Origin of the sequence: Novosphingobium sp. HR1a (assembly GCF_015594425.1) — a bacterium.
GTDB classification, from domain to species: domain Bacteria; phylum Pseudomonadota; class Alphaproteobacteria; order Sphingomonadales; family Sphingomonadaceae; genus Novosphingobium; species Novosphingobium resinovorum_A.
In genome coordinates this window covers 22,718-48,139 of sequence record NZ_JABXWS010000072.1, presented here as the reverse complement: position 1 = coordinate 48,139, position 25,422 = coordinate 22,718, and the positions used below count along the sequence as shown (strand labels likewise).

The following is a 25,422-nucleotide window of genomic DNA, read 5'->3' as shown; positions in this document are numbered from 1 at the left end:
AGAGTCTCTGAACGCAGCCAGCGAGGAGGACCCTTTCATGAGCGCCATCGACAAGGACGACCGGGGCCCCATCCCAAAGGAGCCGTTCGAGACCCCCCATGGTACTTTTGGTGACGCCCGCCCCGACGAATTCCACGATCCGCGCGCCACGCCGGGCCAGAAACCCGAAAAGGTCGAAAACAGACCATTCGTCGGCGAGGTAAGACCCGAGGATTATCCCGCCCAAGAACGCAAGGACGGTGACGTTACCCGCTGACGCGGTCCTGCCAACTTCATCGAGGAAACGCAATGGACGATATCCGTGGCGACGCGCCGCTGACTACATCGAAACACCGCCATCTCACGGGCGATGCCGCGCAATTGGGCATCGAGGCGAAAGGCGGCAGTCTGATCTCCCGCTCGGTCACGATCAACCGGCCGCGCGAGGAACTTTACGCCTTCTGGCGGGACTTTTCCAACCTGACCACCTTCATGGAAAATATCCAACGGGTCGACGAAATCGACGGACGGACAAGCCACTGGGTGGTCCTGGCACCGGGCGGGCGCACCGTCGAATGGGACGCAGCGATCACGCGGGACGTGCCCGGCGAATGCATCGCCTGGGCCTCCGCCGAGGGCGCCGACATCGCCAACAGCGGCAGCGTGGAATTTCGTGATGCCGGCCCGCGCGGCACTGTCATCACCGCCACCATCGACTACGCTCCGCCTGCGGGCCTGCTGGGCAGGGCGATAGCGAAGCTATTCCAGCGCGAACCGGCGATCCAGGCCCGACGGGATCTGCGGCGCTTCAAGCAACTTATGGAAACCGGCGAGGTCGCCACAGCCGCGCGCACCCGCACGCAATTGATCGAGGAGACCGCCTGATGCGCGCCCTGACCTGGCACGGAAAGCACGACGTGCGCGTCGACACCGTCGACGACCCCGAAATTCTCAACCCCCGCGATGCGATCATCAAGGTCACGTCCACCGCGATCTGCGGGTCGGATCTGCATCTTTACGATGGCTACATCCCAACGATGAAGGCCGGTGACATCCTTGGCCACGAATTCATGGGCGAAGTCGTCGAGACCGGCCCTGGCTCGTCGCTCAGGAAAGGCCAGCGCGTCGTCGTGCCGTTCACCATCGCCTGCGGCAGCTGCTATCACTGCGGCAAACAGCAATATTCTGCCTGCGACAACGGCAATCCCGCCGATAACCAGGACATTGCGCAGGAGCTTTACGGCCATCCCATGTCCGGCCTGTTCGGCTACAGCCACATGACCGGTGGCTATGCGGGTGGTCAGGCGGAATACGTGCGCGTGCCCTTCTCCGACACCGGCCCGATCGTTGTGCCCGACGAGATCGAGGACGACAAGGTTCTGTTCCTCTCCGACATACTGCCGACCGGCTGGCAGGCTGCGGAAAATGCCGAGATCGAGCCTGGCGACACGGTGGCTGTTTGGGGCTGTGGTCCGGTCGGCCTGTTCTCGGTGCAGTCCGCGTTCCTCATGGGTGCGGAGCGGGTGATCGCAATCGACCATTTCCCCCACCGCCTGGAGCTGGCTAAAAAGTTCGGGGCCGAAACCATCAATTTCGAAGAAACGAAAACGTACGAGGCGCTGCTGGAGATGACGGGCGGCATCGGCCCCGATGCCTGCATCGACGCGGTCGGCCTGGAAGCGCACGGCTTCTTCGTCGACAACGTGATCGACCAGATCAAAGCCTCGTTGTTCCTGGGCACCGATCGGCCTCACTCGATACGCCAGGCAATCATCGCCTGTCGCAAGGGCGGCCGCGTCTCTATGCCCGCAGTATACGGCGGTTTTGTCGACAAATTCCCGCTCGGCGCCTTCATGGAAAAGGGGCTGACGCTCAAGACCGGGCAGACCAACGTCCAGCGCTATCTGCCGGGGCTGCTCAACGCCATCCTCGAAGGCAAGATCGACACCACCTTCCTCATCAGCCACCGCCTCCCGCTCAGCCAGGCGCCCGAGGGCTACAAGATGTTCCATCACAAGCAGAACGAGGTCACCAAGGTCGTGCTCAAGCCCGGCCTCGACCGCGTCGCAGCCTGAGGAGAACCACCGTGAGCAAGCCATTCGCCATCGTTACCGGTGCCTCGACCGGCATCGGCTTTGAACTTGCGCGTCTGGCCGCGCAGGCAGGCCACGACCTGCTGATCGTGGCCGACGAGCCACTGATCGATGCGGACGCATGGCACCGACGTTAACGGCACCGAGGCAGACCTTGCCAGCACCGCGGGTGTCGACAGGCTGCTGGAAGCGGCGCAGGGGCGCACTATCGACGTGCTATGTGCCAACGCCGGGCGGGGCCTTGGTCGCGCCTTCCTCGATCAGAACGTCGCCGACTGGCGGCGCGTGGTGGACACCAACATCGTCGGCACCACGTATCTGCTCCAACGCGTACTGCGCCAGATGGTGGATCGCGGCGCCGGCAAGGTCCTCGTCACGGGCTCGATCGCCGGGTTGATGCCCGGAAGCTTCCAGGCCGTCTACAACGCGACCAAGGCCTATATCGACAATTTCACCGATGGGCTGCGCAACGAGATCAAGCACAGCAAGGGCGTGACCCTTACCACGCTGATGCCGGGCCCCACCGATACCGAGTTCTTCGAACGGGCGGACATGCTCGACACCAAAGTCGGCACGCAGAATAAGAATGATCCGGCGAAGGTCGCGAAGGACGGCTGGGAAGCGCTGCTCACGGGCAAGTCGCACATCGTCTCGGGCTGGAAGAACAAGGCGCAGGCAGCGGTCTCGCACCTGACGCCCACCGCCACGCTGGCGGAAATGCACCGGAACATGGCAGAGCCGGCGACGGCGAAACCTGACGGATGAGGGGTAGGCGATGGCTTGCCTGTCTCGCCTCGCTCAATCGTTCCGGTCCAACCGGGCCAGCAGCCTGCCCATCGGGCCTCGCAAGTACGTTACGACCTCGTAGCCGCGCAGCGACGCTTTTGCCCAGCGCAGGTACAAGCCGTGCCAGCAGAGCGTGCGTGCCGCCGCCAGCATGCGATGACTTCCGGCGCTGATCCAGCGGCGAGCGCGATAGATCAGCTTGCGCCGCCACGGCAGGTCGCGCTCACCCGGCGTCACGCGTTTGTGCAAGGGCAGCGCGGGCGGTGCGATGCGTAGGCGATAGGCAAGCCCTTCGCGGCGCTGGCGCAAGCCTGCGGCCTGCGTGCCGGCGATGAACTCGGCATCCACCTGCTGCATCGAAAGCCGCCCATCGGCCATGGCGGCGGCGATCATGTCGTGAAGCTGGCGGCTGCGCGCGATCACCACGTTGCTGCCTTTACCATCGGACGAATAAGGCTCCACCCAGGCGTCTCCAAAGGCAATGTCGGCGGTTTCGGAGACCACGTCGTCGCAATAGTCGCACGCCGCGTTCTGGAAGAAGCCCGCGCCCCAATCGCCATCGACCAGATGCCACCAATCGCGCCAGCGGGCACTGCCGTCCGCCAGCGTCAGATGCGCGGTGTACCAGTTGGCGGGTCGGTCCGGGTTCTTGCGGCGATACTCCACGGCGCGCACCTCCGCGATGGGAGCGCCCAACTGCCAGGCCATACTTTCCACGAAGGCCGCGCTTTTCATGTGACCGCAGAACAGGCCCAGGGTGTAGGCCACACGCTCGGCGATCACCGGGTCGTGGGCGCGCAGCAGCTGAACGGCTTTCATGAAGCACGGCACCCCTACCACGGCGTACCGACCTGGCACGGCGCGGATTTCCTCCAGTACCGCGGACAGATCCACCGGGTAATAGCGCGACTTTGCCCCTTCGCGGATCTGGGCGGCGTCGCGCGAGATGCGATAGCGAAAGAAGCGCCCGTCGATCAAGGGATCGGCGGGTACGACATGCGCGACGCCGTCGATCAACCCGCACCGCAGCAGTTCGGCGGCAACCCAGCTGACCATGCCGCCCGAACTACCTTCGGCGCGAAACCCGCCTTGCGCGACGTGGCCGACACAGGCGCTCTCGAACCGGCCGATCCGCGCATCGCGGAACCGCGCTTGAGGAAAGCGGTCGGCCGCGATGGCGTCTTCGTCGGCGGCCGAGGGGGAGAACGGACAGGTCCGCGCGAACGTGGCGGACGGTTCGCCCGTCCACCTGCCGACCGGCCCCAGCTGGCCATAGTGGTCCCACTCCATGCCGCCCCTGCCCGCCGCGCAGGCACCGCAGCCGATGCACAGGCCCGCCTCGCTGACGTCGCGCGGCGCCAAGGTGGGTTCAGGCAAGCGCCGCGCCAAGGTATGCGCCGGAGATGATGCGCATGGCGGCGATCCGATCGCCGATCGCCGGATCGAGCGGATCGCCTAGCAATGCGTCGTACGTGGGCGGTGGCACCTCCGACCCGACCAGGTGCCGTTCGGCCGAAAGCGATCGCAGCAGGTCGCGCACTTTATTGAAACGATAAGGCGACGGCGCACAGACGAAGGGCCGCTGGTGGTGCAGCGCGAAGACGCAGCCGTGGAAGAAATTGGTCGCCACCGCATCGGCGCCGGCGATCAGGGCGGAAAAGGCTTCGGGGCCCGACTCGATCCGCTGCTCGTCGGCCCAGTCGTTGCGGTAGCCGATGCTCACCACGCGCCGGCCGGTGGCCTGCGCCCAAGCGCGCACACGATAGGCCAACCAGGCCGGAAAGCTGTGCCCGTAGACCGCGACGTAAGGCCTCTCCTCGCCCAGGGACATAATCCGGGGCGGCGGAAACTGGAGACACGGATCGAGCACCAGTTCCGGCTTCACGCCGACGCTGTGCCGCACGATTTCGCGGCTGTTCTCATCGCGCACGGACAGCCAATCGAAACGGTCCAGCCTGGCTGCCCAGACCGGGTCTATGCCCTGCGCCGCGTCGTGGTTCCCGAAGCTCGCGGCATAGGAAATCAGACGCCGCGCACGCAGACGATCGCCGAAAAAAATGGGCTTGTGGCCGTACCAGGGGTGGCGAAAGTTCCACACCTCGTCACTTCCCACCACAACGGCGTCGTATTCACCGGCCTCTTCGGGATGATCGAGCGAGAATCGGCGCGATTGCGGCAGGCGGTCGAAGGCGGTGAGGAACCTGCGTGCCTTGGCACCGTAACGCGCAAGGTCGTCGCGGCGGGTGCGCACCGGAAGCTGCGGGTTGAAGGCGCAGCGCCACTCCGCGCTGCGCACCTGCACGCTGTCGTGATCGAGCAGTTCGGCATCGTGCCCCATCGCCTTCAGCCCCTCCACCAGGCAGCGGGCCTGCCAGTACGAGCCGTAATTGATGCAACGATGGAAGGTGAGGACGCCGACGTTCATGGCTAGCGCCCGTAGATCCGGTCGAGCACTTGCGCGCTGCGGACGAACTGCTCCGCCTCGGGATCGAACGCGGCGGAACGCGCGAGCTGGCGCGCCCAGACGGCGGCGGAGCGCGCGCCCCATTCGTCGGGCGGATCGACGAGGCGGGTGACGGCAGTGCCCTCAAAGCGGTCGGCGGTGAAATCGTAAAACGATCCGCCGACGTTACGCAGCGCCGTGCCGCCCTTGGTGCCGTAGAACGCCGCCTCGATGACCGCATCGCGCCCGGCATTGAGCCGCCACGAACAGGCAAGCCGCACTTGCGCGTCCCCGGCAGCGAATTGCGCCGTGGCGTAGTCCTCCACCTGCCCCGCCCCCAGCGGGCGGCCCCCGTTGGTCAGCCGTGCATCGACGTTCGAGACGGGTGGGAAACCCAACGTCCACAACGCGAGATCCACGAGATGCACGCCAAGGTCCACCACGCAGCCCCCGCCGGATTCAGCCGGATCGTAGAACCACGGCTTGTCCGGCCCATAGGCGTTGTGAAAGGTGAGATCGACGGCGAAGACATCGCCCAATGCGCCCGAACGGACCAGTTCGGCGACATGACGCATGCCCTCGGTGTGCCGATACGAAAGATCGACGCCGAGCAGGCGGTCTGCTGCCCTTGCCGCATCGACGACCGCCTGCGCCTCGGTGGCTGTGCGGCCCAGCGGCTTCTGACAGAACACCGCCTTGCCCGCTTCGAGGGCGCGGATCGCCTGCTGCGCGTGCAGCGCGCTCGGGGTGGCGATCACCACCGCGTCGATGTCGTGCTGCAGCATCGCTTCCAAAGTGCCGACCCGCCAGGCGTCGGGCGCGAGCTTCTCCGCCTCGGCCGCGCATGCGAAATCGGGATCGCAGAAGACGCCGGCGTCGATCGCGCCGATCGCCAGCATGGCTTCCATCCGATGGCGGCCGATCCAGCCGGTGCCAAGGAAACCGACGCATGGTCGCCGCGTCTCGACGGCCGCCTGGGCGTGATCGCCGGTCATGGTGATTGCCTCGCTCATGCGAATGTCACCAGCGCCTTGACGAAGTTGCCCGGCTTGTCGCGCGTAGCATCCAGCGCCTCGCCCAGTTTCTCCAGCGGATAGCGGTGCGTATAGAGCGGTGTGGGGTCCAGCCGCCCGTTGGCCACCGCCTCTACCGCTTCGCGCAGGCCCCGCATCTGCACGCGCGGGTCGCGTTCGTGCGCGTTAACGACGTCGATGCCCTTCCAGTTCCACATCTGCATGCTCACCTGCCGGGGGCCGTCCTGATGGTAGCCGGCAACGACAAGCCGGCCGCCGAAGCCCACCAGTTCCCCCGACAGGTCGAGCGGCCACTGCTTGCCAACGCATTCGATCACGCGTTCGCACATCGCCTCTCCGGTGAGCGCTTTAACCTGCTCGATGATGGCCCAGTGATCGTGCATCATGATCGTCTCGGCCGCGCCGTAACGCGTCGCCAGATCGAGTGATTCCTGCCGCCGAGAAATGGCGATCACCCGCGCGCCAGCATCGCTCGCCAGCTTGGTGAGGACGGCGCCGAGAAATCCGATACCGACGATCGCCACTGTCTGGCCGGCGCGGATGTCGCTGCGACGCAAGATGTTGAAGGCGCAGCCCAGCGGCTCTCCGGGAAACGGCTGGCCCTCGAGCTGCGGGGGCAATTTGATCGCCATGTCGGCCGCCGCGATGTCGTATTCCGCGAACGCGCGGTAGGAGAACGCGGCGACCCGGTCCCCTGGCGCAAGGCCGCAGACACCCTCGCCCACGGCGTCGACCACGCCCCAGGCTTCGTGGCCCAGGCCACCCGCTTCCCCCGGGTAGTTCATCCATCCCTGCCCGGCCCACGGCTCCAGATTGGAAGCGCAGACGCCGCAGCCTTCGAGGCGGATGCGGATTTCTCCGCGGCCGGTATCGGGCCGTTCCACCCGGTCGATCCGGATCGCTCCGGGCGCTTCGAGAACCGCAGCAAACATCATGCATTCATCTCCTGAAACCGATCAGACATCGCGCGAATTGTCGTGGTCATGACCGCATCGAACCAAGAAATGGCCGCGACCCTGCGCGAAAACATCGCCCGGCTCACCGCCCGGCAGCGTGACGAGGCGCGGCAGGGCCCGCGCAGCGAGCGGGTCGCCGGGCGCATCACCGCGTTCACCGGCTCGATGGCCTTCGTCGCGCTGCACGTTGTGGTGTTCGGGCTGTGGATCGCGATCAATCTGGGCGCGGTGCCGGTCATTGCACGTTTCGATCCCAGTTTCGTGATGCTGGCCATGGTCGCCTCCGTGGAGGCGATCTTCCTGTCCACGTTCGTGCTCATCAGCCAGAACCGCATGGCCGCTGCCGCCGACCGCCGTGCCGACCTGGACCTGCACGTCAATCTGCTGGCCGAGCACGAACTCACCCGGCTGGCGGGCCTCGTCCAGCGTATCGCCGAGAAACTGGACATCACCGTGGACGACTCGCAGTTCGAGGAGATCCGCAAGGACATCCAGCCCACGCAAGTGCTCGACGCGCTCGACGAGCGCAGGCGCGAGGAGGGTTTGGAGCACTGATATCTCCTGGGGTCCGGCGCTCATTTGGCTTCGGCTTCGATGAAGGCGATGAACGCGGCATGGGCCTCGTCATCGGGCATCTGCACGGGGGGATGCTTGCAGAACCAGGCGGCGGCGGGGTGGATCGGCCCCGCCAGCCCGCGTGTCTGCGCCAGCTTGGCACAGCGGATCATGTCGATGGCGACGCCTGCGCTGTTGGGGCTGTCCTCCACCGAAAGGCGCAGTTCCAGGTTCATCGGCACACCGCCGAAAAGCTGGCCTTCCATGCGAAGGAAACACACCTTGTTGTCGTTCTGCCAGGCGACGTAGTCGCTGGGGCCGACGTGGATGTTCTCGTCCTCGATCCGTACTTGCGCGACGGACTGCACCGCCTCGGTCTTCGACTCCTTCTTCGAAGCCAACCGCGTGCGGTTGAGCATGTTGAGGAAGTCGGTGTTGCCGCCGGTATTGAGCTGGTACGTGCGATCCAGCTTGACGCCGCGCTTCTTGAACAGGTCCGTCAGCACCCGGTGGACGATCGTGGCACCCAGCTGCGCCTTGATGTCGTCACCGATGATCGGCACTCCGGCGCGGGTAAAACGCTCGGCCCATTCGGGATTGCTGGCGATGAAGACTGGTATGTTGTTGACGAAGGCAACGCCCGCCTTCAGCGCGCATTCGGCATAGAATTCGCTTGCCGCCTGCGAGCCCACAGGCAGATAGTTCATCAGCACGTCGGCCTGGCTTGCGCGAAGGGCGGCGACGACTTCGTCCTTGGTCGCTTCGGGCGCATCGGCCACCCGGAAGGTGCGTTCGTCGGGGTAGTCGGCCATGTGATCGGCCACGCCATCGAGTATGCGGCCCATGCGGACCACGGCGCCGGTATCGTCTACTTTTTCGCAGAATACCGTCGTGCAGTTGGGCTTGGCGTAGATCGCATCGGCGACGTCGCGGCCCACCTTGCGCTCGTCGACATCCCAAGCCGCCACGATGTGAATGTCGCTGGGGCTGTAGCCGCCCAGATCGTAATGGGTCAGCCCGACCATGTCGTTGGCGCCCGAACGGTAATGCTCGATCCCTTGCACGAGCGAACTGGCGCAGTTGCCGATCCCGGCGATTGCGACGTTGATGCCATGGCGGTCGGGTGAAAGCATCAGACCATGCTCCGTTCGGCACTGAGACGTTCGTCCCGGTCGAAATTGAGGGGGGACAACTCGGGCGTGCGCAGCATGGCGCCGACCGGCACGGCAGGCGCCTCAATCCTCATTCCGCCATCACCCGCCGGGGCGTAACGGTCGATCATCCAGGCGCAGAAATCGGCAAACGCCTGAGGATCGCGGGCCGGGCTGGTGTGGTGCGGGGCGAGGCCCAGGTGCTCGGGCGTAAAGCAAAAGGTGACGGTGACGTCGAAGTCGGCCAGCGCCTCCATCTGCCGATCGAACCAATCGACGGCATTGGGCCGGAAGCTGTCTGCCCACGAGAGGCCCGTGCGAATGCGCCGGGTGCCCAGCTGCTTCATCCATGCGACCGCTTCGTCCAGGCGCGGATCCTCGAAGTGGAACCACTGCATCAGGCCGATCTCTGCCGCGTGCCGCGCATAAGCATCCAGCGCGGGTTTGGGCGTGCCATCCTCGCGGATCAGGCCGAGGTGGAAGTGGCGGTAGTACGAAGAGCCTTCCGCCTCGCGGTGGCGGGTTTCCGCGCCCCAGCTCATCGGCAGGTCGAATAACGAGTACCAGAAAACGCGGAGCGACACGTCCTTGAGCAGCGCAACGGTGCGCTCTAGCCCGAATACCTGCACTTCATCCGCGCCGAACGAGCTGACCCCGACTTCGGTAACCCAGACCGGCTTGTCGGTGACGGCCTTGATCTCGGCGATCTTGTCAGGCCAGGCGGAAAGCCGCCAAAGGTTCCAGTCGAGCGGGAATCCGTGCACCGCCACCACGTCGACCACGTCTAGCGCGCCGTGGCCCTCCATGCGCCGCAGCCAGTGAGGGTCGATCGGCGACATGCCGCCCAGCACGCGGGTCATCTGCGGGTTGACCGCGCGAATGGCATCGCCGGCGCGGATCACGTGCTTGGCGAACAGCGCCCATTCGGGATCGAGCGCCGGGTCCCAGTGTGACTTGTTGTTTGGCTCGTTCCAGAGCATCGCCGCTTCGATCACCGCGGTTCCCCTTTCGCTGGCTGGGTTGGATAGACTGCCGCGGGGCCGTACTTACCGTAAGGTACCGGCGCGGTGCGGCACAAGTAAACGTCCGCTTCGGGGTGCGCCTCGATCGTAAAGCCGGCAGCGCGCAACATCGCCTGGCTGCACGCGGGGTTGGGCGCCCACCAGTTGGTCCAGTCGTGCGCGAATTCGCGCTCGATGAAGTGCATCTTGGGATAGCCTGCGTCGCTGAAATAAGCGGGCGGCTCGCAGGTGCCGGGCATGAAGAACGGGTGGTCCGTCGGCACCTCGATCACGGCGTCGCCGCCCTGCTGCATCGTCTGGAACAACATCATGTCGCCCGCCACGTTCTCGCGGATCAGGTCGAGTGCCAGCAGCGGATGGCGCAGATGGTAGAGCACGCCCATGAAGATCACGAGGTCGAACGTCTCGCCCAGCGCCGCCACGTCGTAGACGGACAGGTTGCGAAACTCGATGCCGTCGAAACCCAGTTGCTCGCAGGCGAAGCGGGCTTGGGCGAGGTAGCGTTCGTCGCTGTCGATGCCGACGACGCGCAGAGCCCCGCGCCGCTTCATCTCGACCGAATAGAAGCCCGCGTTGCAGCCGATGTCGAGCACCGACTTCCCCGCCATTTCCTTGGGCAGCACGTGCGCGAAGGATTTGAACTTGAAGCTGGGATAGTCGCCCAGGAAATGTTCGGGCGCTGTGCTTACGCCCCCGAGGTCTATGTTGTGGAACCAGGGACCCAGCGCTTCGATGCTGTCGCGCAGCCGCGCCGTGTCGTCGTGATGAGAAGCCGCAGCCTGGCGCAATCGTTCCTCCACTACCTGAAATGCCGAAAAGCGCGCCACAGGCGAGCCGCCTGTGCCATGGCACTGTGTTACAGAGCGGCAACGATCCCTCTTCTGCGATGTTCCGAGCATCTACAAAGACTGGGCTTTTTCAATTAAAGTTATAAACAAATATTATAATTAGCCTCAGTTCTTCTTAGTTGATAGCCTTCGGGATACCGCAGCGCCGTCCGGCATTCATCGCTGCATGAGCGACATGCGGCAGTGGATCGAGGCGATGCGGGCTGAACGCTACGATGTCGCGTGGTCGCTCGCCGCGAAGATTCTTGGCGAGCGCGACCCCGCGACGCGGGATCAACCGGGTGCGCCGTATCACCAGCGATGGGTCTGGGACGGGCGTGACTTCGAAGGCCGGCATGTTCTGGTCCGATGCTATCACGGCCTTGGTGACACCATACAATTCGCCCGTTACCTGCCGCTGCTGGCTGACTGCACGGCTTCGGTAACACTCGAAGCGCAACCCGGACTGGTCCCGCTGTTGCGTGATGTTCCAGGCATTGCGGTGGTCCCATTCGATCCGACAGCCCCCCTGCCCGCCTTTGAATGTGACATCGAGATCACCGAACTCGATTTCGCGCTGCGGATCGCGCCTGACGCGACGCAGCCCGCCTATATAAAGGCGACCCGCGCCGTCCTGCCGCGCGGCACGATCGCCCTGTGCAACGGCGCGGGCGGCTGGGATGCCGGGCGCGGCATACCCGAAGCGCTTTTCAAATCGTTATGCGCCGCCACACCGTGCATTACCATGATGCCGGGTCCCAGTGCCCTTCCCGTGCTCAATCCGACCGGCTGCCCATTGGACATGGAGGTCACCGCCTCCCTGCTAGCAGGCGCGGAACTGGTCATCACGGTCGATACGATGATTGCGCACCTGGCCGGCGCCTTGTGCAGGCCGACTTGGCTGCTGCTCCAGGCCGAGCCCGACTGGCGCTGGAATCCGGGCCGGCCCGACACCCCGTGGTATCCGACGATGCGCCTCTACGCCCAGCCCGAACCCGGCGACTGGGCCACGGTGATCGCCGCGGTCGCGCGCGATCTTACATCTCATCTGGCTAAGACAACCGAGAGGTAGCGCGATGACGACAGTGCCCTGCGTCCCCGTTTCCTGGGGCGAATTGCTCGACAAGATCACCATTCTCGACATCAAGCGTGCCCGGCTACCACCCGGCCCTGCGCTCGCCAACGTGGAAAAGGAGCACGCGGCGTTGACCCGGGCTGCAGCCGAAATCGTCCGCACCCCGGGGCTGGGCGCCTTGATGGAGCGCCTACAGCGGATTAACGAAACGCTGTGGAATATCGAGGGTGCCATCCGCGAACAGGAGGCGCAGGCCCGCTTCGGCCCCCGCTTCGTGGCGCTGGCACGCTCGATCTACCAGACGAACGATACCCGCGCGGCGATCAAGCGCGAGATCAACCTCCTGCTCGATTGCGAACTGGTCGAGGAGAAGAGCTACGCGGCCGCCATCGCTCCACCGGTCATGCCCTCGCTCGTCGCCGGACACACGAATTGAGAGTGACCACCCGCATCGCACCACCGTCGATCGACAGAGTGGTCACCGATGCGGGTTCGCAATCGAGCATAAAGATGCGCTCCATCGGCAACCCCAGCAGGTGCGCCACGATACCCCGAATAATGTCGCAATGGCTGAAGCACACTGCCGGCGCCTCCCTTTGCGCAACCGCGCAAACGAAATCGGCCGCACGCGACACCGCCTGCGCCATTGTCTCTCCGTTCGGACAACTTGCAATACTTCGACGCGCGTTCCAAGCATGCCAGTCGGCCCGCCGGTCGAGCGCCTCGAAGCCCAAACCTGTGAACGCGCCGAAATCGATTTCGTCGAGCGCGGGCACGGCTCCCACCTCCATGCCCCGGGCATGTGCGATCGGGGCTGCCGTCTGCAGCGCACGTCGCCGCGGACTGCTGTGAATGGATGCGATCGGCATTCCTTCCAATGCCGAGACGAGTGCTTCCGCCTGGACCATGCCAGATGCATCGAGCGCGATATCGGATCGGCCGCTCAGCATTCGGCCGACTTCGGCATGGTTCGCGTGACGGACGAGGTGGACCAATCCCATTCATATCCCTCCAAGGCTACATCGGATAACAGCGGCTATAATATTAATTGCTGCCGGTCTTCCTATATATGTGAACCGATGTAATACACATTTGTTAGTATTTCTAAATTCAGGAACTAGAAGAAGAAGAAGCTGTTGCCCCTGACGTACGGCGAGCAAAATCGGCATGGCCCGAAAATCCTTTGCCGCCGTCCATCAAACACTCGTGAAGCGTGGGGTCCGCTATGAAAGAAAACATCCTCTTGACCGGCGGCGCCGGCTTCATCGGACGTCAGGTTGCAGCGGAGCTGCTGCGCCGGGGCAACAAGGTCCGGGTGCTCGACTGCCTGCTGGAACAGGTCCACGGAACCGCCGGCCGACCTGCCGATCTCGAACCGGAAGCCGAACTGATCATCGCCGACATCCGCGATGGCGATGCCGTTTCGCGCGCACTCAAAGGAATCGATAGCGTCGTGCACCTGGCCGCCGAAGTGGGCGTAGGCCAGTCGATGTACGAGGTGGAACGCTATACATCCGCCAACGACGTCGGCACCGCCGTCCTCTTCGAACGGCTGATCGACAAGCCGGTGCGCCGCGTCGTCACCGCCTCATCCATGAGCATCTACGGCGAAGGCCTCTACCACGATGTCGACGGCGCCTTCGTCGAAAACGCCAAGCGCGGCACCATGCGAGACGGGCAGAAGGTGTGGGACCCGCTCGACGCGCACGGCCGCGCCTTGTCCCCGGTCGCGACGCCGGAGTGGAAACGCCCCAGCCTGGCCTCGATCTACGCGCTCAACAAGTACGTGCAGGAGCGCACCACGCACATCATGGGCGCCCCATACGGCATCGAAAGCGTGTGCCTGCGCCTATTCAACGTCTACGGCCCGGGCCAGGCGCTCTCCAACCCTTATACGGGCGTGCTCGCAATCTTTGCCTCGCGGCTGCTCAACGGACAACGGCCGATGATATTCGAGGACGGCGAGCAGCGGCGCGATTTCGTCCACGTCAGTGACGCGGCGCGTGCGTTCGCCGATGCTCTGGTCCTGCCGCAGGCGACGGGCCAGACATTCAACATCGGCTCGGGCGAAGACCGATCGGTCACGCAAGTGGCGCAGGCGCTGGCGCGGGCGATGGGCAAGAACGACGTCGAGCCCGAAATCGTGGGCAAAGCGCGCATCGGCGATATCCGCCACTGTTTCTGCGACAAGTCGCTCGCCGCTGAAAAACTTGGCTTCGAAGCGCGACAGGATTTCGTCGAAGGCCTCGCCGAACTGGCCGAATGGGTCCAGCAGCAGACCGCAGAGGACCGCGTCCATCAGGCCCGTGCCGAGTTGGAAGCTCGGGGGCTGGTGGCATGAGCGCCCATCGCGAAGACAACCGCCCGATCCTCGTCACTGGAGGCGCCGGTTTCATCGGCTCCAACCTGGCGGATCGGCTTGCCGAAGAAGGCCACGTCGTCATCGTGTACGACGCGCTTTTGCGCACTGGCGTGGAGCGCAACTTGGCTTGGCTGCAGAGCCGTCATGGCGAGCGCATCCGGCCCCTGATCGGCGATGTCCAGGACGCCGGGCTGCTGGCCGAAGCGGTGGGGCGTTCGCGCGCCGTGTTCCATCTGGCCGCCCAGGTGGCGGTGACGACCAGCCTGGCCGACCCGCGCCAGGATTTCGAGGTGAACCTTGGGGGCACCTTCAACCTGCTGGAAGCGGTGCGCCGTAATCCGGTGCCGGTCGTTTTCGCCTCGACCAACAAGGTCTACGGCGACCTTGCCGATCTCGAATTCACTGCCTCCCGCGATGGCTACCTCCCCACCGACGAGGCGTTCCGTACCCATGGCATCGGCGAAGCGCGACCGCTTGACTTCCACACCCCCTACGGCTGCTCCAAGGGCGCGGCCGACCAGTACGTGCTCGATTATGCGCGCAGTTACGGCGTGCCGGCGGCAGTCTTGCGCATGAGCTGCATCTACGGGCAGCGCCAGATGGGCACGGAGGATCAGGGCTGGGTCGCACACTTCCTCATCCGCGCGCTGGAGGGCGAAGCAATCACCCTTTACGGCGACGGCCAGCAGGTCCGCGACATCCTCGAGGTCGGCGATGCGGTGGCTGCCTATATCGCCGCATGGGACCGCATCGACCGGGTCGCCGGCCGAGCTTTCAACCTGGGCGGCGGCACGGACAACGCGGTCAGCCTGCGCACACTTCTCGACTACATCGGCCACCTTGTCGGCACTCCGCCGCAGGTGCGCTGCGACGAATGGCGCGCGGGCGACCAGCGTTATTTCGTGGCCGACACCCGCGCCGCCGCGAAGGCGCTCGGCCTAGCGCGCCCCTTGCCCTGGCGTGAGGGCGTGGAGCGTCTGACGCGTTGGCTGGCAACGGAACGCGGGCTGGATACCACCCTGGATGAGACACCGCAGCCTGTTCCCGCACGGACCGCAGCATTGTGAGAATACTCATCACGATCGATGCAGTGGGCGGGGTGTGGCAATATGGCCTTGACCTTGCGCGCGAGCTGGCGGGAGCGGGCGCGCAGCCGGTGCTGGTAGTACTGGGCCCTGCCCCCGATGCGGCGCAGCGCGCAGAGGCCTGCTGCATTCCCGGCATCGCCTTGATCGAAACGCAATTGCCGCTCGACTGGCTCTGCGATGGCCCCGCGCCTATCCTCGCGGCCGGTGCCGCGATCGCCGACATTGCTCGCGAAATGGGTACCGACCTTATCCAACTCAACATGCCCACCCTCGCCGCTGCCGGGCCGTTCCCCGTGCCGACCATCGCCGTCACCCATGGCTGCGTCACGACCTGGTGGGAGGCGGCCAAGCGGGGCGAGGATCTCGCGTCCGAGTATGCCTGGCATCGCGCGATGACGGGCGCAGGCTTGCGCGCAGCCGACCGCGTGATCGCGCCGACTGCCAGCCACGCCCATACAGTGGCGCGGCACTATGCACTCGATCGGAGTCCGACCGTGGTTCACAACGGCCGCAGCGCGCTGTCGCAGCAGGCCGAGGTCCCCCTGCCCCACGATGTGCTGACCGTCGGACGCCTGTGGGACCGCGTGAAGCGCGCGGACCTGCTGGACCGGGTGGCAGCGCGGATCGAAGCGCCGTTCCGCGCCGCCGGCGCGACCACCGGACCGCATGGCGAGCGTGCCGACTTGCGCAATCTGGTACTGCTGGGCCAACTCGACCGCGAGGGTCTTGGTAGTCGGCTGGCAACGCGGCCCATATTCGTCTCCGCCGCTTCGTTCGAACCGTTCGGGCTGGCCGTGCTCGAAGCGGCGCAGGCAGGTTGTGCGCTCGTCCTCTCGAACATCGATACGTTTCGCGAACTGTGGGACGGCGTGGCCCTGTTCGCCGCGCGCGACGACGAGGCGGCTTACGCGCACGCCATCGAAATTCTGCTGGGCGATCCCGACCATCGCTTGCGCCTGGGAGAGACGGCACGCCGACGCGCAGGGCGCTATAGTCCGGGCGCCATGGCGAATGGTATGCTCGATATCTACAGGCAAGTACTGGGCGAAAGGGCGCAATCCGGGAGGGTCGCTGCATGAGGATCGTCTATTTCACCCATTCGCTCACTTCGTGCTGGAACCATGGCAATGCCCATTTCCTGCGCGGCGTGCTGAGCGAACTGGTCGCGCGCGGCCATGAGGTAAAGGTGTGGGAGCCGGCGGGCGCGTGGAGCCTGTTCAACCTGCTGGCCGATCATGGCGATGCGGGACTGGCCGCATACCGCACAGCCTACCCGGAACTGTCCTCCGCAACGTACGCGCTGGCCTGCCCGCTCGAGCCTCTGGTGGCGGATGCCGACCTCGTCATCGTGCATGAATGGAACGACCCGAAACTGCTCGCCGGGATCGGTCGCCTTCGGGCGGGTGGCGCGGCTTTCACCCTGCTGTTCCACGATACCCATCACCGCGCCGTCAGCGAACCCGACGCAATGCGCGCCTTCGATCTTTCCGCCTATGATGGGGTGCTCGCTTTCGGCGAGGCGCTGAGCGAGGTCTATCGCGACTGGGGCTGGTCCGACCGCGTGTGGACCTGGCACGAGGCCGCCGACGTACGTCGCTTCCATCCCCCGGCAGAGGAGACCCAGCGCAAGGGCTTGGTCTGGATCGGCAACTGGGGCGACGGCGAGCGGACCGAGGAGTTGGAGCAATTCCTGTTTCGCCCCGCGCGCGAGGCCGCGCTGCCGCTGGACATCTACGGCGTGCGCTACCCGAATGAGGCGCGGGCGACACTGGTCCGTAATGGCATGAAGTACCACGGCTGGGCGCCCAATGCGCGGGCGCCGGAGATCTTCGCCGGCCACATGGCCACCGTGCATGTGCCCCGGCGCTATTACTCCACGATCCTGCCCGGCATCCCGACCATTCGCGTGTTCGAGGCGCTGGCCTGCGGGATTCCGCTGGTTTCCGCGCCTTGGGTTGATGCCGAGAATTTGTTCCGGCCCGGCGAGGACTACCTCGTCGCCCGCGATGGCGAGCAGATGACACGCCACTTGTGCGCCTTGCGCGACGATCCCGACCTGAGGGCGGAAATCGCCGCGAATGGGCTTGAGACCGTGCTTGCCCGCCACACCTGTGCGCACCGCGTGGACGAACTGCTCGCCATCGCCGCCAGTCTGGCGCCCCCCCGAGCCAATGAGCCCCAGGCCATCGAGGACACCCCATGAAGATAGCTTTCTACGGATCGAGCCTGCTTTCATCCTATTGGAACGGCGCGGCGACATATTATCGCGGCATTCTCAAGGCTTTGGCCGGTCACGGCTATGACATCACGTTCTACGAACCCGACGCTTTCGACCGCCAGCAGCACCGCGACATCGCCCCCCCAACTTGGGCCCGCTCGGTCGTCTATTCCGCCACGCAGGAGGGCCTGCGCTCAGTGCTGGCGGAGGCCGGTGCGGCGGATATAGTGGTAAAGGCCAACGGCGTAGGCGTGTTCGACCGGGAACTTCTGGAGGGCGTGCTCGCGCAAAGCTCGCCCGGCGCGCTGCGCATTTTCTGGGACGTGGACGCCGCCGCGACGCTGGACGAGATGCGTACCGACACCGCCCATCCCGTGCACCTGGCGTTACCTGAACTGGACATGGTCCTCACTTACGGCGGCGGTCCGCCGGTCGTGGACGCTTATACCGCATTCGGCGCGCGCCGCTGCATTCCAATCTACAACGCGCTCGATCCCGACACCCACCACCCCGCCCCGCGCAACCTGCGCTTCGAAGCCGACCTCGGCCTCCTCGCCAACCGCCTGCCCGACCGCGAGGCGCGCATCGAGGAGTTCTTCCTGCGCGCCGCTGCGCTATTGCCGCAGCGCACTTTCCTGCTGGGCGGAAGCGGCTGGCACGACAAGAAGATGAGCCCCAACGTGCGCGCCATCGGTCATGTCGGCACCGGCGATCACAACGCCCTCAACTGCACCCCCCGCGCCGTGCTCAACGTCGCACGCGATTCGATGGCCACCACCGGCTTCTCGCCCGCCACCCGCGTGTTCGAGGCTGCCGGAGCCGGTGCCTGCCTCATCACCGACGCATGGGAGGGGATCGAGCAGTTCCTCCAGCCCGACACCGAAGTTCTCGTCGCCCGCGATGGGCAGGACGTGGCCGCCATCCTCGACAGCCTCACCGCGGAACGCGCCCGAGCGATCGGCGAGGCGGCGCTGCGGCGCGTTCGGGCTGAACATACCTACGCCCTGCGCGCAGAGCAGGTCCATGCGATCTTCCAGGAACACCAGCAGCGCGCGGCGGAGGCAGCATGAAACTCGTCGCCCTCGGCCTCAGCCTCGGTTCGTCCTGGGGCAACGGCCATGCCACCACCTATCGCGCCCTCCTCGCCGCCTTTGCCGCGCGGGGGCACGAAGTCCTGTTCCTCGAACGCGAGGTACCTTGGTACGCCGGTGCCTATCGCGACCTTGCCGATCCCGATTTCTGCCGGCTGGAATACTACCGCGACCTCGATGGCCTGGAGGCGTGGCGGGTCGCTATTGCCGCTGCCGACGCCGTCATCGTGGGATCCTATGTGCCCGATGGGGTTGAAGTCTCGCGCCGGGTCCAGGCGCTGGCGCGCGGCGTCACCGCATTCTACGATATCGACACGCCGGTCACACTGGCCCGCCTGGAACGCGGCGACCACGAATACCTTGCGCCCGCGATGATCCCCGGCTTCGACGTCTACATGTCGTTCACCGGCGGGCCGACCCTGCGGCGCATCGAAAGCGAGTACGGCTCCCCCGCCGCGCGCGCGCTATACTGTTCGGTGGACCCGACGCTCTACCGCCCGCTCGACGTGGCCAAGCGCTGGGACCTGACGTATCTTGGCACTTACAGCCCCGACCGCCAGCCGACCCTGGACCGGCTGCTGATCGAGCCGGCGCGCCGCCGACCGGACTTGCGCTTCGCGGTGGCCGGCCCGCAGTATCCGCAGGACATCGAATGGCCCGCCAACGTCGAGCGGATCGAACACCTACCGCCGGCCGAACACCCCTTTTTCTACAACGCGTCGCGCTTGACGCTCAACGTCACCCGCGCCGACATGATCGCGGCCGGGTGGTCGCCTTCCGTCCGCCTGTTCGAGGCGGCGGCCTGCGGCACCCCGATCCTGTCCGACCGCTGGGAGGGCATCGACACCCTGTTCGTACCCAATCGCGAGATCACCCTGGCTGAAACGAGCGAGGACGCGCTCGCAGCGATCGCACGGCCCTCGCCCGAGATCGGCACGGCTGCACGCCAACGCGTACTCGATGCCCATACGGCGGACCACCGCGCCGCCGAAATGGAAGCCCATCTGGGCGAAGCAGCACGACACCGCATATTGCAACCCAAGGAGAGGAACGGCACCATGACCGGCGATAGACCACCCCTTACTTTGGTCGCGGGCGGTGCCGGCTTCATCGGCTCGCACCTTTGCGCCGAACTGCTCGCGCGCGGCGATCATGTCGTTTGCCTCGACAACCTGCAGACGGCGCGGCCATCGAACCTGCGGCTGCTGGAGGATCATCCCAACTTCGAATTCGTGGAGGGCGACATCGTCAACGTACTGCCATCCACGATCCTCGACCGAGCCGCACGGTTCGCACGCGTCTATAACCTCGCCTGCGCCGCCTCGCCACCGCAGTATCAAGCCGATCCCGAGCACACGATGCTGACCTGCGTGCTGGGCACCGACAACCTGCTTCGTCTGGCCGAAAGCGCGGGTGCGCGCTTCCTGCTCACTTCGACCAGCGAGGTCTACGGCGATCCCGAGATCCACCCCCAACGCGAGGATTATCGCGGCTGGGTGAACTGCACCGGGCCACGCGCCTGCTACGATGAAGGCAAGCGCGCCGCCGAAGCCATGGCGTTCGACTTCGCGCGCCTGGGCCGGGCACAGGTTCGCGTGGCGCGGATCTTCAACACTTACGGCCCGCACATGCACCCCCACGACGGGCGCGTGGTCTCGAACTTGGTCTGCCAGGCGCTATCGGGCCGTGACATCACCGTATACGGCGACGGTACGCAGACGCGCAGCTTCTGCTACGTCTCCGACATGGTGGAGGGGCTGATCCGCCTGATGGAAAGCGACATCGACGGGCTGGAGCCGATCAACCTCGGCAACCCGGAGGAACGCACCGTCAACGAACTGCTGGAGGCGGTGCTGGCGCTCGTCGATCGCCCGGTGCAGATCACGCACCTGCCGCTGCCGGTCGACGATCCACGGCGCCGGCGCCCCGACATTTCCCGCGCCGAGACTATGCTGGGCTGGCATCCGCGCATGCCGCTGGCGCAAGGACTCGCGCGCACCTGCGCCTGGTTTGCCGAGGAAATCGGCGCCTGCGATTGCACCGAGCCGGCGGCCGCCCCCTCCATAGCCGCCGAATAGCACCGCCTCAGCGTATCCACACGCCCACCAGCGCTGCGATGCACACCAGCAGGAGAAAGCCGTTCACGCCGATGAGCAGGTTCGACGGCAGGCGGGGCGTGTCGGGCCTTGGCGGCGCGACACGCATCATCTCGCGCCACACTGCAGCGATGAAGCAGAACCCGGCGAACACGACGAGCAGGCTGCCGGTCGCCAGCCCCAGCCAGTCGGGTACGACATGCTCGAGCAGCGCCCCGGCGCCGACGCCGGATGCCAGCGCGGCGAGCCCCGTCCGCACCCAGGCGGCATACGTGCGCTCCGCTGCCAGCACGGTGCGATCAGCGGCAAGCTCGGTGCGGCGATCGGCGCTGTCCTGCTGCCGGCCCGCGCTTTTCTCCAAATGCCGGGCGCTGTAGGTCAGCTCCTTCTTGGCATTGCTGGTTTCGGTTTCGGTGCTCATTTCCGGCCAACGCGCGGGCGCGCCGTCGGGTTTTCGCATGGGCGCGATTTGCTGGGAGTTGCTTACATAAGCTGGCGAACGGGAACGCGGTGAGCACGTCGCGATTTGCCGGATCGAGATCGCGCATCACAGGAGCAAGGCATGAGTTCCGCCACCAAGACCACCGAACACAACGAAATCCGCCAGTGGATCGAGGATCGTGGCGGCCGCCCCTCCGTCGTCGCAGCGACGCATGACAACGGCCGCGATGGCGGGTTGCTTCGGATCGACTTCGGCGAAAAGGACGAGACGCTCGAAGAGATCGAGTGGGAGGAATTCTTCCGGATCTTCAATGACAACGGCTTGGCCTTCCTGCATCAGGACGAAACCGCCGATGGCAAACCCAGCCGTTTCGCCAAGTTCGTGTCCGGTGACGAGGACTGACGCCGTCAGTCCCGGCTTCGAGGCATCGGGGCGATGAGGCGATCATATTCCTCCTCCGCCTTGCCATAGGATTCGCCGGCCAGTCGCTTCAGCCCCGGCCGATCGAGAATGGTCACGCTGCCGCGCTTGGAACGGATCAGGCCTTCGCCTTCCAGCATGTGCAGCGTGAGGGTGACGCCGGAGCGCTGGGCCGCGATCATCACTGCCATGAATTCGTGAGTGAGGCCGATTTCGTGGGTGCCCATGCGATCGTGGCACATCAGCAGCCAGCGGGCGAGCCGGCTTTCCAGTGTGTGATGAGCGTTCGCCATCGCACTGAAGCTCACTTGCACCATGAAGCTGTGGCAGAACCGCAGCAGCAGGCTGCGAAGACTGACGCTGGCGGCGAACGCCTCGCGCACATGCTCCGTGGGCACGCGCAACGCGGTCCCTTCTGCAACCTGGGTGAACACCTCCATCGGCGTGCTGTCCGAGCCCATCAGGACCGGCACGCCCGACATCCCCTCACGCCCGAAGATGCCCACCTCGGTTTTGGCACCCTTGTCGTTAGTCGCCACCACCGAAACGATGCCGCCTTCGGGAAAGAACATATGCTCTATCGGCCGGCCGGCCCAGACCAGGCTCTGTCCGCGTTCTTGCTCCACGCGGATCACATGGGGCGCCAGACGCGCCCGGTCCTCGTCGTCCATCATCTGCACGAGCAGGTTGGCGCTTTGATCCATTACCGATGATGACATGCGCCGCTCCTTGCCCGATCGCACTCAAGCATGACGCCGCAGCTTGGTAAAGCTAATGCCTGAAAACGGTGCAAAGCTTCCTCGTTCGCACAGGGCGAACAGATTGGCCTCTCGCCCCGCCGCGATGGCTGCACGCTACGGCGCGCGATCGGCGCACACCGGAAACTGCGCCATTGTCGCTTAGGTTATTGGAAAGCGACGTCGTCGCTGTGAGGCAACGCGCGAACCAAGGAGAAAGGTGATGCCCGGCGGAGGAGAATACGAACCCCAGGATTCCCGCAAGGTCACCGGCACCGCCGGCGACAAGGACAAGTCCTGGCGCGAACAGGAGGATGCCCGCGCCGGCCGCGGCGAATACGAACCGCGGGACGTGCGCAACGTAACCGGTCAGCCCGCGAGCGAAACGGATCGCTGGCGCAAGGATGAAGCCGAGCCTCCCAAGGCTGGCGGAGAGCCTGCCGAAGGATCGCGCGAAGCCGTCGAAAGGGCCGCGAAATCAGGGCCAGAAGCTGCGCAAGGTTCTACCGACGCGCGGCCATCGGTGGATTGAGGGGCCGCCATTTTGTTCGATAACGGACAAAAGGACTTAGTGATCTTCCCTTGAAACCCTGCAGCTATATGCTTCACTGGTAATTACAGGATGCAGGGCAGGAGACCGATGGCTTTATTCGCGCCGAAGTCGTGGAAAATGTGGGGGAATGGTCCGACGGTCCTGATCCTGGCCGCGAGTCCGTTGAAGTGAGCAGTTCTTCCGTCTCCTTACACCGATTTTCCGCATCGCTGCGGGCGATCGACCGCAAAACTGCCAGGTCGGCAAATGCAGCGCCCGGCATGTCGGGGCGGCTACGGGGCCTGTTTTCGCACATCACGCCGAGGCTGAAGGAATTCGACGCAGGCGACATTTTGCTTCCCGAGCGGCATGTGTGCACCGCCCTGCTGTTCCTTGAAGACGGGTGGGCCTGTCGGTTCGTGACGACGCGCGATGGTAAGCGACATTCAGCGGCGGCCATCGTACCGGGGGACTGCGTGAACCTCGAAGCGATCGTGGCCGACGAAATGGACTGCGGCGTGCAGATGCTGACGCCGGGTAAGCTCCACTCGATCCCGCTTGCAGCCGTGCGTGACGCTTACGGCCATGTCAACGAAGTCGCCCAGCTCGCCTCCTCTCTGGCAATGATGGAAAAGGCGATCCTGGCGCAACATACCTTACGCCTGGGCAGGATGGCGGCGCGCGAACGGCTGATGCATCTATTGTGCGAATTGGTCTATCGCACTGGTCACGGTGGCCACGGCAGGCCGGGCGATCCGATGGAGGTCCCGCTGACGCAGGAATGGCTTGCGGATTTGCTGGGCTTGACTACAGTTCACGTCAACCGCACCCTCCAGCAGTTGCGCAGCGAAGGCCTGCTCGAATCCCGGTCACACCGTGTCGTGGTTCCCGACGTGGAAGCCCTGCGGCTACTGTGCGATTTCGATCCCCGTTATCTTGCGGCGCACGGGCCGTCGCCGGGGTCGTATCAACGCTGATTCGCTAATAAAACCTCGAACTGTTCGGTATCGAACACGGCGGCTTGGACGCCTCGCAAGCGGGACAAAGAGGCTCTATCGCAGCGCCGGAAAGACCGGGTGATGGCATGGGCCTCCGCGTTCGGTAATTGGGCGATATCAATGCGTAAGCGCGAACCGGACGTCACTGAGAACCGCTTGCTGGGCACCCTGACGTCGACGGACCTCGCCCTTCTCGCTGGGCATCTCGAGCCTGTCCGCCTGCGGCGTGGCACGGTCCTGGTCCATCCTCACGAACCGATCGAATCCGCATGGTTCCTGACCTCCGGCCTGAGTTCGATCGTGGCGCCGTGTCCCAACACCTCCGGGGTCGAAGTCGGCATGACCGGGCGGGACGGGATGATCGGCATTTCGCTTCTCCTGGACAGCGACCGCTCGCCGCACAGTGCCTCGATGCAAGCGGACGGCGCCGGCTTTCGGATCGACGCGCCTGTGCTGGCGCGCACGCTTGCCGGCAGCGCTTCCATCCAGCGACATCTGCTGCGCTACGTCCATGCCTTGTGCGTGCAGCAGGGGCATACCGCGCTGTCCAACGCGATCCACTCCGTCGAGCAGCGCCTGGCCCGTTGGCTGTTGATGGCACACGACCGACAGGACGGCGACGGCATCGCCATGACCCACGAATTCATGGCGCTGGCCCTGGGCGTGCGGCGCCCCAGCGTGACGATCGCGCTGCACTCGCTCGAAGGCATAGGACTGCTCAAGGCCACGCGGGGCCTTGTGCTCATTCGGGACCGGCAAGGGATGGAGACATTCGCCCAAACGGCTTACAGCACGCCCGAAGCGGAGTACAACCGGCTGATCGGGCCGAGTCGGTAGCGACGCGATCCCCGAACGGAGACCGCCAGCGGCGAGAGTGCCGCGGCCCACTGCGATGTCTGCGACGACTTGCGCTGCGTCGACGAGAGCCGCTCCTAAGCGGTTATTCGTAGTCCTCTTCCTCGTCGACGACCTCCTCGAGGGACTCGTCGTCATCTTCGGGATCTACATAGTCGAGCGGGTTGAGGCCCAGGTCCGCCGCGATTTCTAGTTCGGACGCGACGACGACGATCTCCTCGCCGTCCTCGAGCTCGATCACCGTGGTTTCTTCTTCCTTGCCGGGCTTGAGGTGGACGACATCGTCGCCGTCGATCTCGATTTCCTCGCATCGGGCGTTTCGAACGTGGCTGTTGCCATGACATGCTCCTGCTGTTGGCCGTCGAACTCGCTTACCGTGCCACTCGTTCCTAGGGTTTCGGCGAATCTTTGTCGACGCTCCGCGCGCAGGGCTTCTTGCGCAGTTCCTCGGGCCTGTGCGCCGCCTGCTTCCCGGATTTCTCGCTCTTGACGAGGTATCGGGGATTATCAGGAGACGCTGCCACTTTATGTTTCTTGATCTGAGTTGGCGACGTCTGCTTTTTCACGACAACGCCTTGCGTCGCACCCTGGCTGGAATGCCGGCTGACTTCGACGCCCTTCCTGAGTTCGTTCGTCATCGCCGCCTCCTTCGCCGTTCGGCA

Annotated in this window: 28 protein-coding genes and 1 pseudogene; 17 read left to right on the top strand and 12 right to left on the bottom strand. The window is 65.1% G+C overall.

The features are described from left to right. Positions 1 to 37: 37 nt before the first annotated feature. From HWN72_RS20100 to HWN72_RS20085, 4 genes and pseudogenes are all read left to right on the top strand, one after another. Positions 38 to 256, top strand: a complete 219-nt coding sequence (locus HWN72_RS20100; RefSeq protein ID WP_248006168.1) for a hypothetical protein — start codon at positions 38 to 40, stop codon at positions 254 to 256. A 32-nt stretch (positions 257 to 288) separates the two neighbouring features. Next, entirely contained in the window at positions 289 to 864 is a 576-nt protein-coding gene (locus HWN72_RS20095; protein WP_211151166.1) for an SRPBCC family protein, read from the top strand. After that, a complete protein-coding gene (locus HWN72_RS20090) occupies positions 864 to 2,054 on the top strand; it encodes a zinc-dependent alcohol dehydrogenase (protein ID WP_211151165.1) in 1,191 nt (396 codons plus the stop codon). Before HWN72_RS20095 ends, HWN72_RS20090 begins: the two co-directional genes overlap by 1 nt. 11 nt (positions 2,055 to 2,065) lie before the next feature. Further along, positions 2,066 to 2,837: pseudogene (locus HWN72_RS20085) on the top strand (SDR family NAD(P)-dependent oxidoreductase). Positions 2,838 to 2,870: 33 nt separating this feature from the next. Here HWN72_RS20085 and HWN72_RS20080 read toward each other — a convergent pair. Genes HWN72_RS20080 through HWN72_RS20065 form a run of 4 tightly spaced genes read right to left on the bottom strand, consistent with a single transcriptional unit; the run spans position 2,871 to position 7,270 of the window. Further along, positions 2,871 to 4,235 carry a Coenzyme F420 hydrogenase/dehydrogenase, beta subunit C-terminal domain gene (locus HWN72_RS20080; RefSeq protein ID WP_248006167.1) on the bottom strand — a complete coding sequence of 455 codons (1,365 nt, stop codon included), beginning with the start codon at positions 4,233 to 4,235 and terminating at the stop codon, positions 2,871 to 2,873. After that, positions 4,228 to 5,283 carry a polysaccharide pyruvyl transferase family protein gene (locus HWN72_RS20075; RefSeq protein WP_211151164.1) on the bottom strand — a complete coding sequence of 352 codons (1,056 nt, stop codon included), beginning with the start codon at positions 5,281 to 5,283 and terminating at the stop codon, positions 4,228 to 4,230. The genes HWN72_RS20080 and HWN72_RS20075 overlap by 8 nt, the downstream gene beginning before the upstream one ends. A gap of 2 nt (positions 5,284 to 5,285) precedes the next feature. After that, positions 5,286 to 6,314: a Gfo/Idh/MocA family protein gene (locus tag HWN72_RS20070; protein ID WP_248006166.1), complete on the bottom strand. Its 1,029-nt coding sequence runs from the start codon at positions 6,312 to 6,314 to the stop codon at positions 5,286 to 5,288. Further along, positions 6,311 to 7,270, bottom strand: coding sequence for a zinc-binding dehydrogenase (locus tag HWN72_RS20065; protein ID WP_211151163.1), 960 nt, complete (start codon positions 7,268 to 7,270; stop codon positions 6,311 to 6,313). Before HWN72_RS20065 ends, HWN72_RS20070 begins: the two co-directional genes overlap by 4 nt. 48 nt (positions 7,271 to 7,318) lie before the next feature. On the opposite strand from HWN72_RS20065, the gene HWN72_RS20060 reads away from it, so the two are divergent. Then, the gene (locus HWN72_RS20060; protein ID WP_211151162.1) at positions 7,319 to 7,846 is read left to right on the top strand and encodes a DUF1003 domain-containing protein; all 528 of its coding nucleotides are present in this window, start codon (positions 7,319 to 7,321) and stop codon (positions 7,844 to 7,846) included. Positions 7,847 to 7,866: 20 nt separating this feature from the next. Here the strand turns inward: HWN72_RS20060 and HWN72_RS20055 are convergent, their stop codons facing one another. Genes HWN72_RS20055 through HWN72_RS20045 form a run of 3 tightly spaced genes read right to left on the bottom strand, consistent with a single transcriptional unit; the run spans position 7,867 to position 10,846 of the window. Then, positions 7,867 to 8,979, bottom strand: a complete 1,113-nt coding sequence (locus HWN72_RS20055; RefSeq protein WP_211151161.1) for an inositol-3-phosphate synthase — start codon at positions 8,977 to 8,979, stop codon at positions 7,867 to 7,869. Then, positions 8,979 to 9,992 carry a glycosyl hydrolase gene (locus HWN72_RS20050; protein WP_211151160.1) on the bottom strand — a complete coding sequence of 338 codons (1,014 nt, stop codon included), beginning with the start codon at positions 9,990 to 9,992 and terminating at the stop codon, positions 8,979 to 8,981. Before HWN72_RS20050 ends, HWN72_RS20055 begins: the two co-directional genes overlap by 1 nt. Then, a complete protein-coding gene (locus HWN72_RS20045) occupies positions 9,989 to 10,846 on the bottom strand; it encodes a TIGR04290 family methyltransferase (RefSeq protein ID WP_289357249.1) in 858 nt (285 codons plus the stop codon). Before HWN72_RS20045 ends, HWN72_RS20050 begins: the two co-directional genes overlap by 4 nt. A 187-nt stretch (positions 10,847 to 11,033) precedes the next feature. Here HWN72_RS20045 and HWN72_RS20040 point away from each other — a divergent pair, with 187 nt between their 5' ends. Beyond that, entirely contained in the window at positions 11,034 to 11,918 is an 885-nt protein-coding gene (locus HWN72_RS20040) for a hypothetical protein (RefSeq protein ID WP_211151158.1), read from the top strand. A 4-nt stretch (positions 11,919 to 11,922) separates the two neighbouring features. Further along, positions 11,923 to 12,357: a DUF6165 family protein gene (locus HWN72_RS20035; protein WP_211151157.1), complete on the top strand. Its 435-nt coding sequence runs from the start codon at positions 11,923 to 11,925 to the stop codon at positions 12,355 to 12,357. Here HWN72_RS20035 and HWN72_RS20030 read toward each other — a convergent pair. Continuing rightward, a complete protein-coding gene (locus tag HWN72_RS20030; protein WP_211151156.1) occupies positions 12,323 to 12,922 on the bottom strand; it encodes a histidine phosphatase family protein in 600 nt (199 codons plus the stop codon). The genes HWN72_RS20035 and HWN72_RS20030 overlap by 35 nt on opposite strands. Positions 12,923 to 13,146: 224 nt before the next feature. Between HWN72_RS20030 and HWN72_RS20025 the strand changes: the two genes are divergently transcribed. The 6 genes from HWN72_RS20025 to HWN72_RS31865 are packed head-to-tail and all read left to right on the top strand — an operon-like array spanning position 13,147 to position 20,758. Beyond that, positions 13,147 to 14,262 (top strand): NAD(P)-dependent oxidoreductase, encoded by a 1,116-nt coding sequence (locus tag HWN72_RS20025; protein ID WP_211151155.1) that lies wholly within the window; start codon positions 13,147 to 13,149, stop codon positions 14,260 to 14,262. Next, on the top strand, positions 14,259 to 15,350 hold the full coding sequence (locus HWN72_RS20020; protein WP_211151154.1) for an NAD-dependent epimerase/dehydratase family protein: 1,092 nt from the start codon (positions 14,259 to 14,261) through the stop codon (positions 15,348 to 15,350). Before HWN72_RS20025 ends, HWN72_RS20020 begins: the two co-directional genes overlap by 4 nt. Beyond that, on the top strand, positions 15,347 to 16,450 hold the full coding sequence (locus HWN72_RS31870) for a glycosyltransferase family 4 protein (protein WP_289357248.1): 1,104 nt from the start codon (positions 15,347 to 15,349) through the stop codon (positions 16,448 to 16,450). Before HWN72_RS20020 ends, HWN72_RS31870 begins: the two co-directional genes overlap by 4 nt. Further along, entirely contained in the window at positions 16,447 to 17,574 is a 1,128-nt protein-coding gene (locus HWN72_RS20010) for a glycosyltransferase (RefSeq protein ID WP_211151153.1), read from the top strand. The genes HWN72_RS31870 and HWN72_RS20010 overlap by 4 nt, the downstream gene beginning before the upstream one ends. Beyond that, positions 17,571 to 18,659: a glycosyltransferase gene (locus HWN72_RS20005; RefSeq protein WP_211151152.1), complete on the top strand. Its 1,089-nt coding sequence runs from the start codon at positions 17,571 to 17,573 to the stop codon at positions 18,657 to 18,659. Before HWN72_RS20010 ends, HWN72_RS20005 begins: the two co-directional genes overlap by 4 nt. Next, positions 18,656 to 20,758, top strand: coding sequence for an NAD-dependent epimerase/dehydratase family protein (locus HWN72_RS31865; protein WP_309141582.1), 2,103 nt, complete (start codon positions 18,656 to 18,658; stop codon positions 20,756 to 20,758). Before HWN72_RS20005 ends, HWN72_RS31865 begins: the two co-directional genes overlap by 4 nt. Positions 20,759 to 20,765: 7 nt before the next feature. Here HWN72_RS31865 and HWN72_RS19990 read toward each other — a convergent pair whose 3' ends face one another. Then, positions 20,766 to 21,197 carry a YidH family protein gene (locus tag HWN72_RS19990; RefSeq protein WP_211151151.1) on the bottom strand — a complete coding sequence of 144 codons (432 nt, stop codon included), beginning with the start codon at positions 21,195 to 21,197 and terminating at the stop codon, positions 20,766 to 20,768. 141 nt (positions 21,198 to 21,338) lie between these two features. Between HWN72_RS19990 and HWN72_RS19985 the strand changes: the two genes are divergently transcribed. Continuing rightward, positions 21,339 to 21,620 carry a hypothetical protein gene (locus HWN72_RS19985; RefSeq protein ID WP_211151150.1) on the top strand — a complete coding sequence of 94 codons (282 nt, stop codon included), beginning with the start codon at positions 21,339 to 21,341 and terminating at the stop codon, positions 21,618 to 21,620. Between the two features lie 5 nt (positions 21,621 to 21,625). Here the strand turns inward: HWN72_RS19985 and HWN72_RS19980 are convergent, their stop codons facing one another. Beyond that, entirely contained in the window at positions 21,626 to 22,342 is a 717-nt protein-coding gene (locus tag HWN72_RS19980; RefSeq protein WP_211151149.1) for a Crp/Fnr family transcriptional regulator, read from the bottom strand. A 256-nt stretch (positions 22,343 to 22,598) separates the two neighbouring features. Here HWN72_RS19980 and HWN72_RS19975 point away from each other — a divergent pair, with 256 nt between their 5' ends. The 3 genes from HWN72_RS19975 to HWN72_RS19965 all read left to right on the top strand — a co-directional run bounded on the left by HWN72_RS19975 (position 22,599) and on the right by HWN72_RS19965 (position 24,742). Beyond that, positions 22,599 to 22,907, top strand: coding sequence for a hypothetical protein (locus HWN72_RS19975; protein WP_211151148.1), 309 nt, complete (start codon positions 22,599 to 22,601; stop codon positions 22,905 to 22,907). A gap of 188 nt (positions 22,908 to 23,095) precedes the next feature. Beyond that, positions 23,096 to 23,884 carry a Crp/Fnr family transcriptional regulator gene (locus HWN72_RS31860; protein ID WP_211151147.1) on the top strand — a complete coding sequence of 263 codons (789 nt, stop codon included), beginning with the start codon at positions 23,096 to 23,098 and terminating at the stop codon, positions 23,882 to 23,884. Between the two features lie 141 nt (positions 23,885 to 24,025). After that, positions 24,026 to 24,742 (top strand): Crp/Fnr family transcriptional regulator, encoded by a 717-nt coding sequence (locus HWN72_RS19965; protein WP_211151146.1) that lies wholly within the window; start codon positions 24,026 to 24,028, stop codon positions 24,740 to 24,742. Positions 24,743 to 24,845: 103 nt separating this feature from the next. On the opposite strand, the gene HWN72_RS31205 is transcribed toward HWN72_RS19965, so the two are convergent. Together HWN72_RS31205 and HWN72_RS19955 are read right to left on the bottom strand one after the other, a co-directional pair. Then, positions 24,846 to 25,001, bottom strand: coding sequence for a hypothetical protein (locus HWN72_RS31205; protein WP_248006165.1), 156 nt, complete (start codon positions 24,999 to 25,001; stop codon positions 24,846 to 24,848). Between the two features lie 148 nt (positions 25,002 to 25,149). Further along, positions 25,150 to 25,398: a DUF2945 domain-containing protein gene (locus HWN72_RS19955; protein WP_211151145.1), complete on the bottom strand. Its 249-nt coding sequence runs from the start codon at positions 25,396 to 25,398 to the stop codon at positions 25,150 to 25,152. Positions 25,399 to 25,422: the final 24 nt, after the last annotated feature.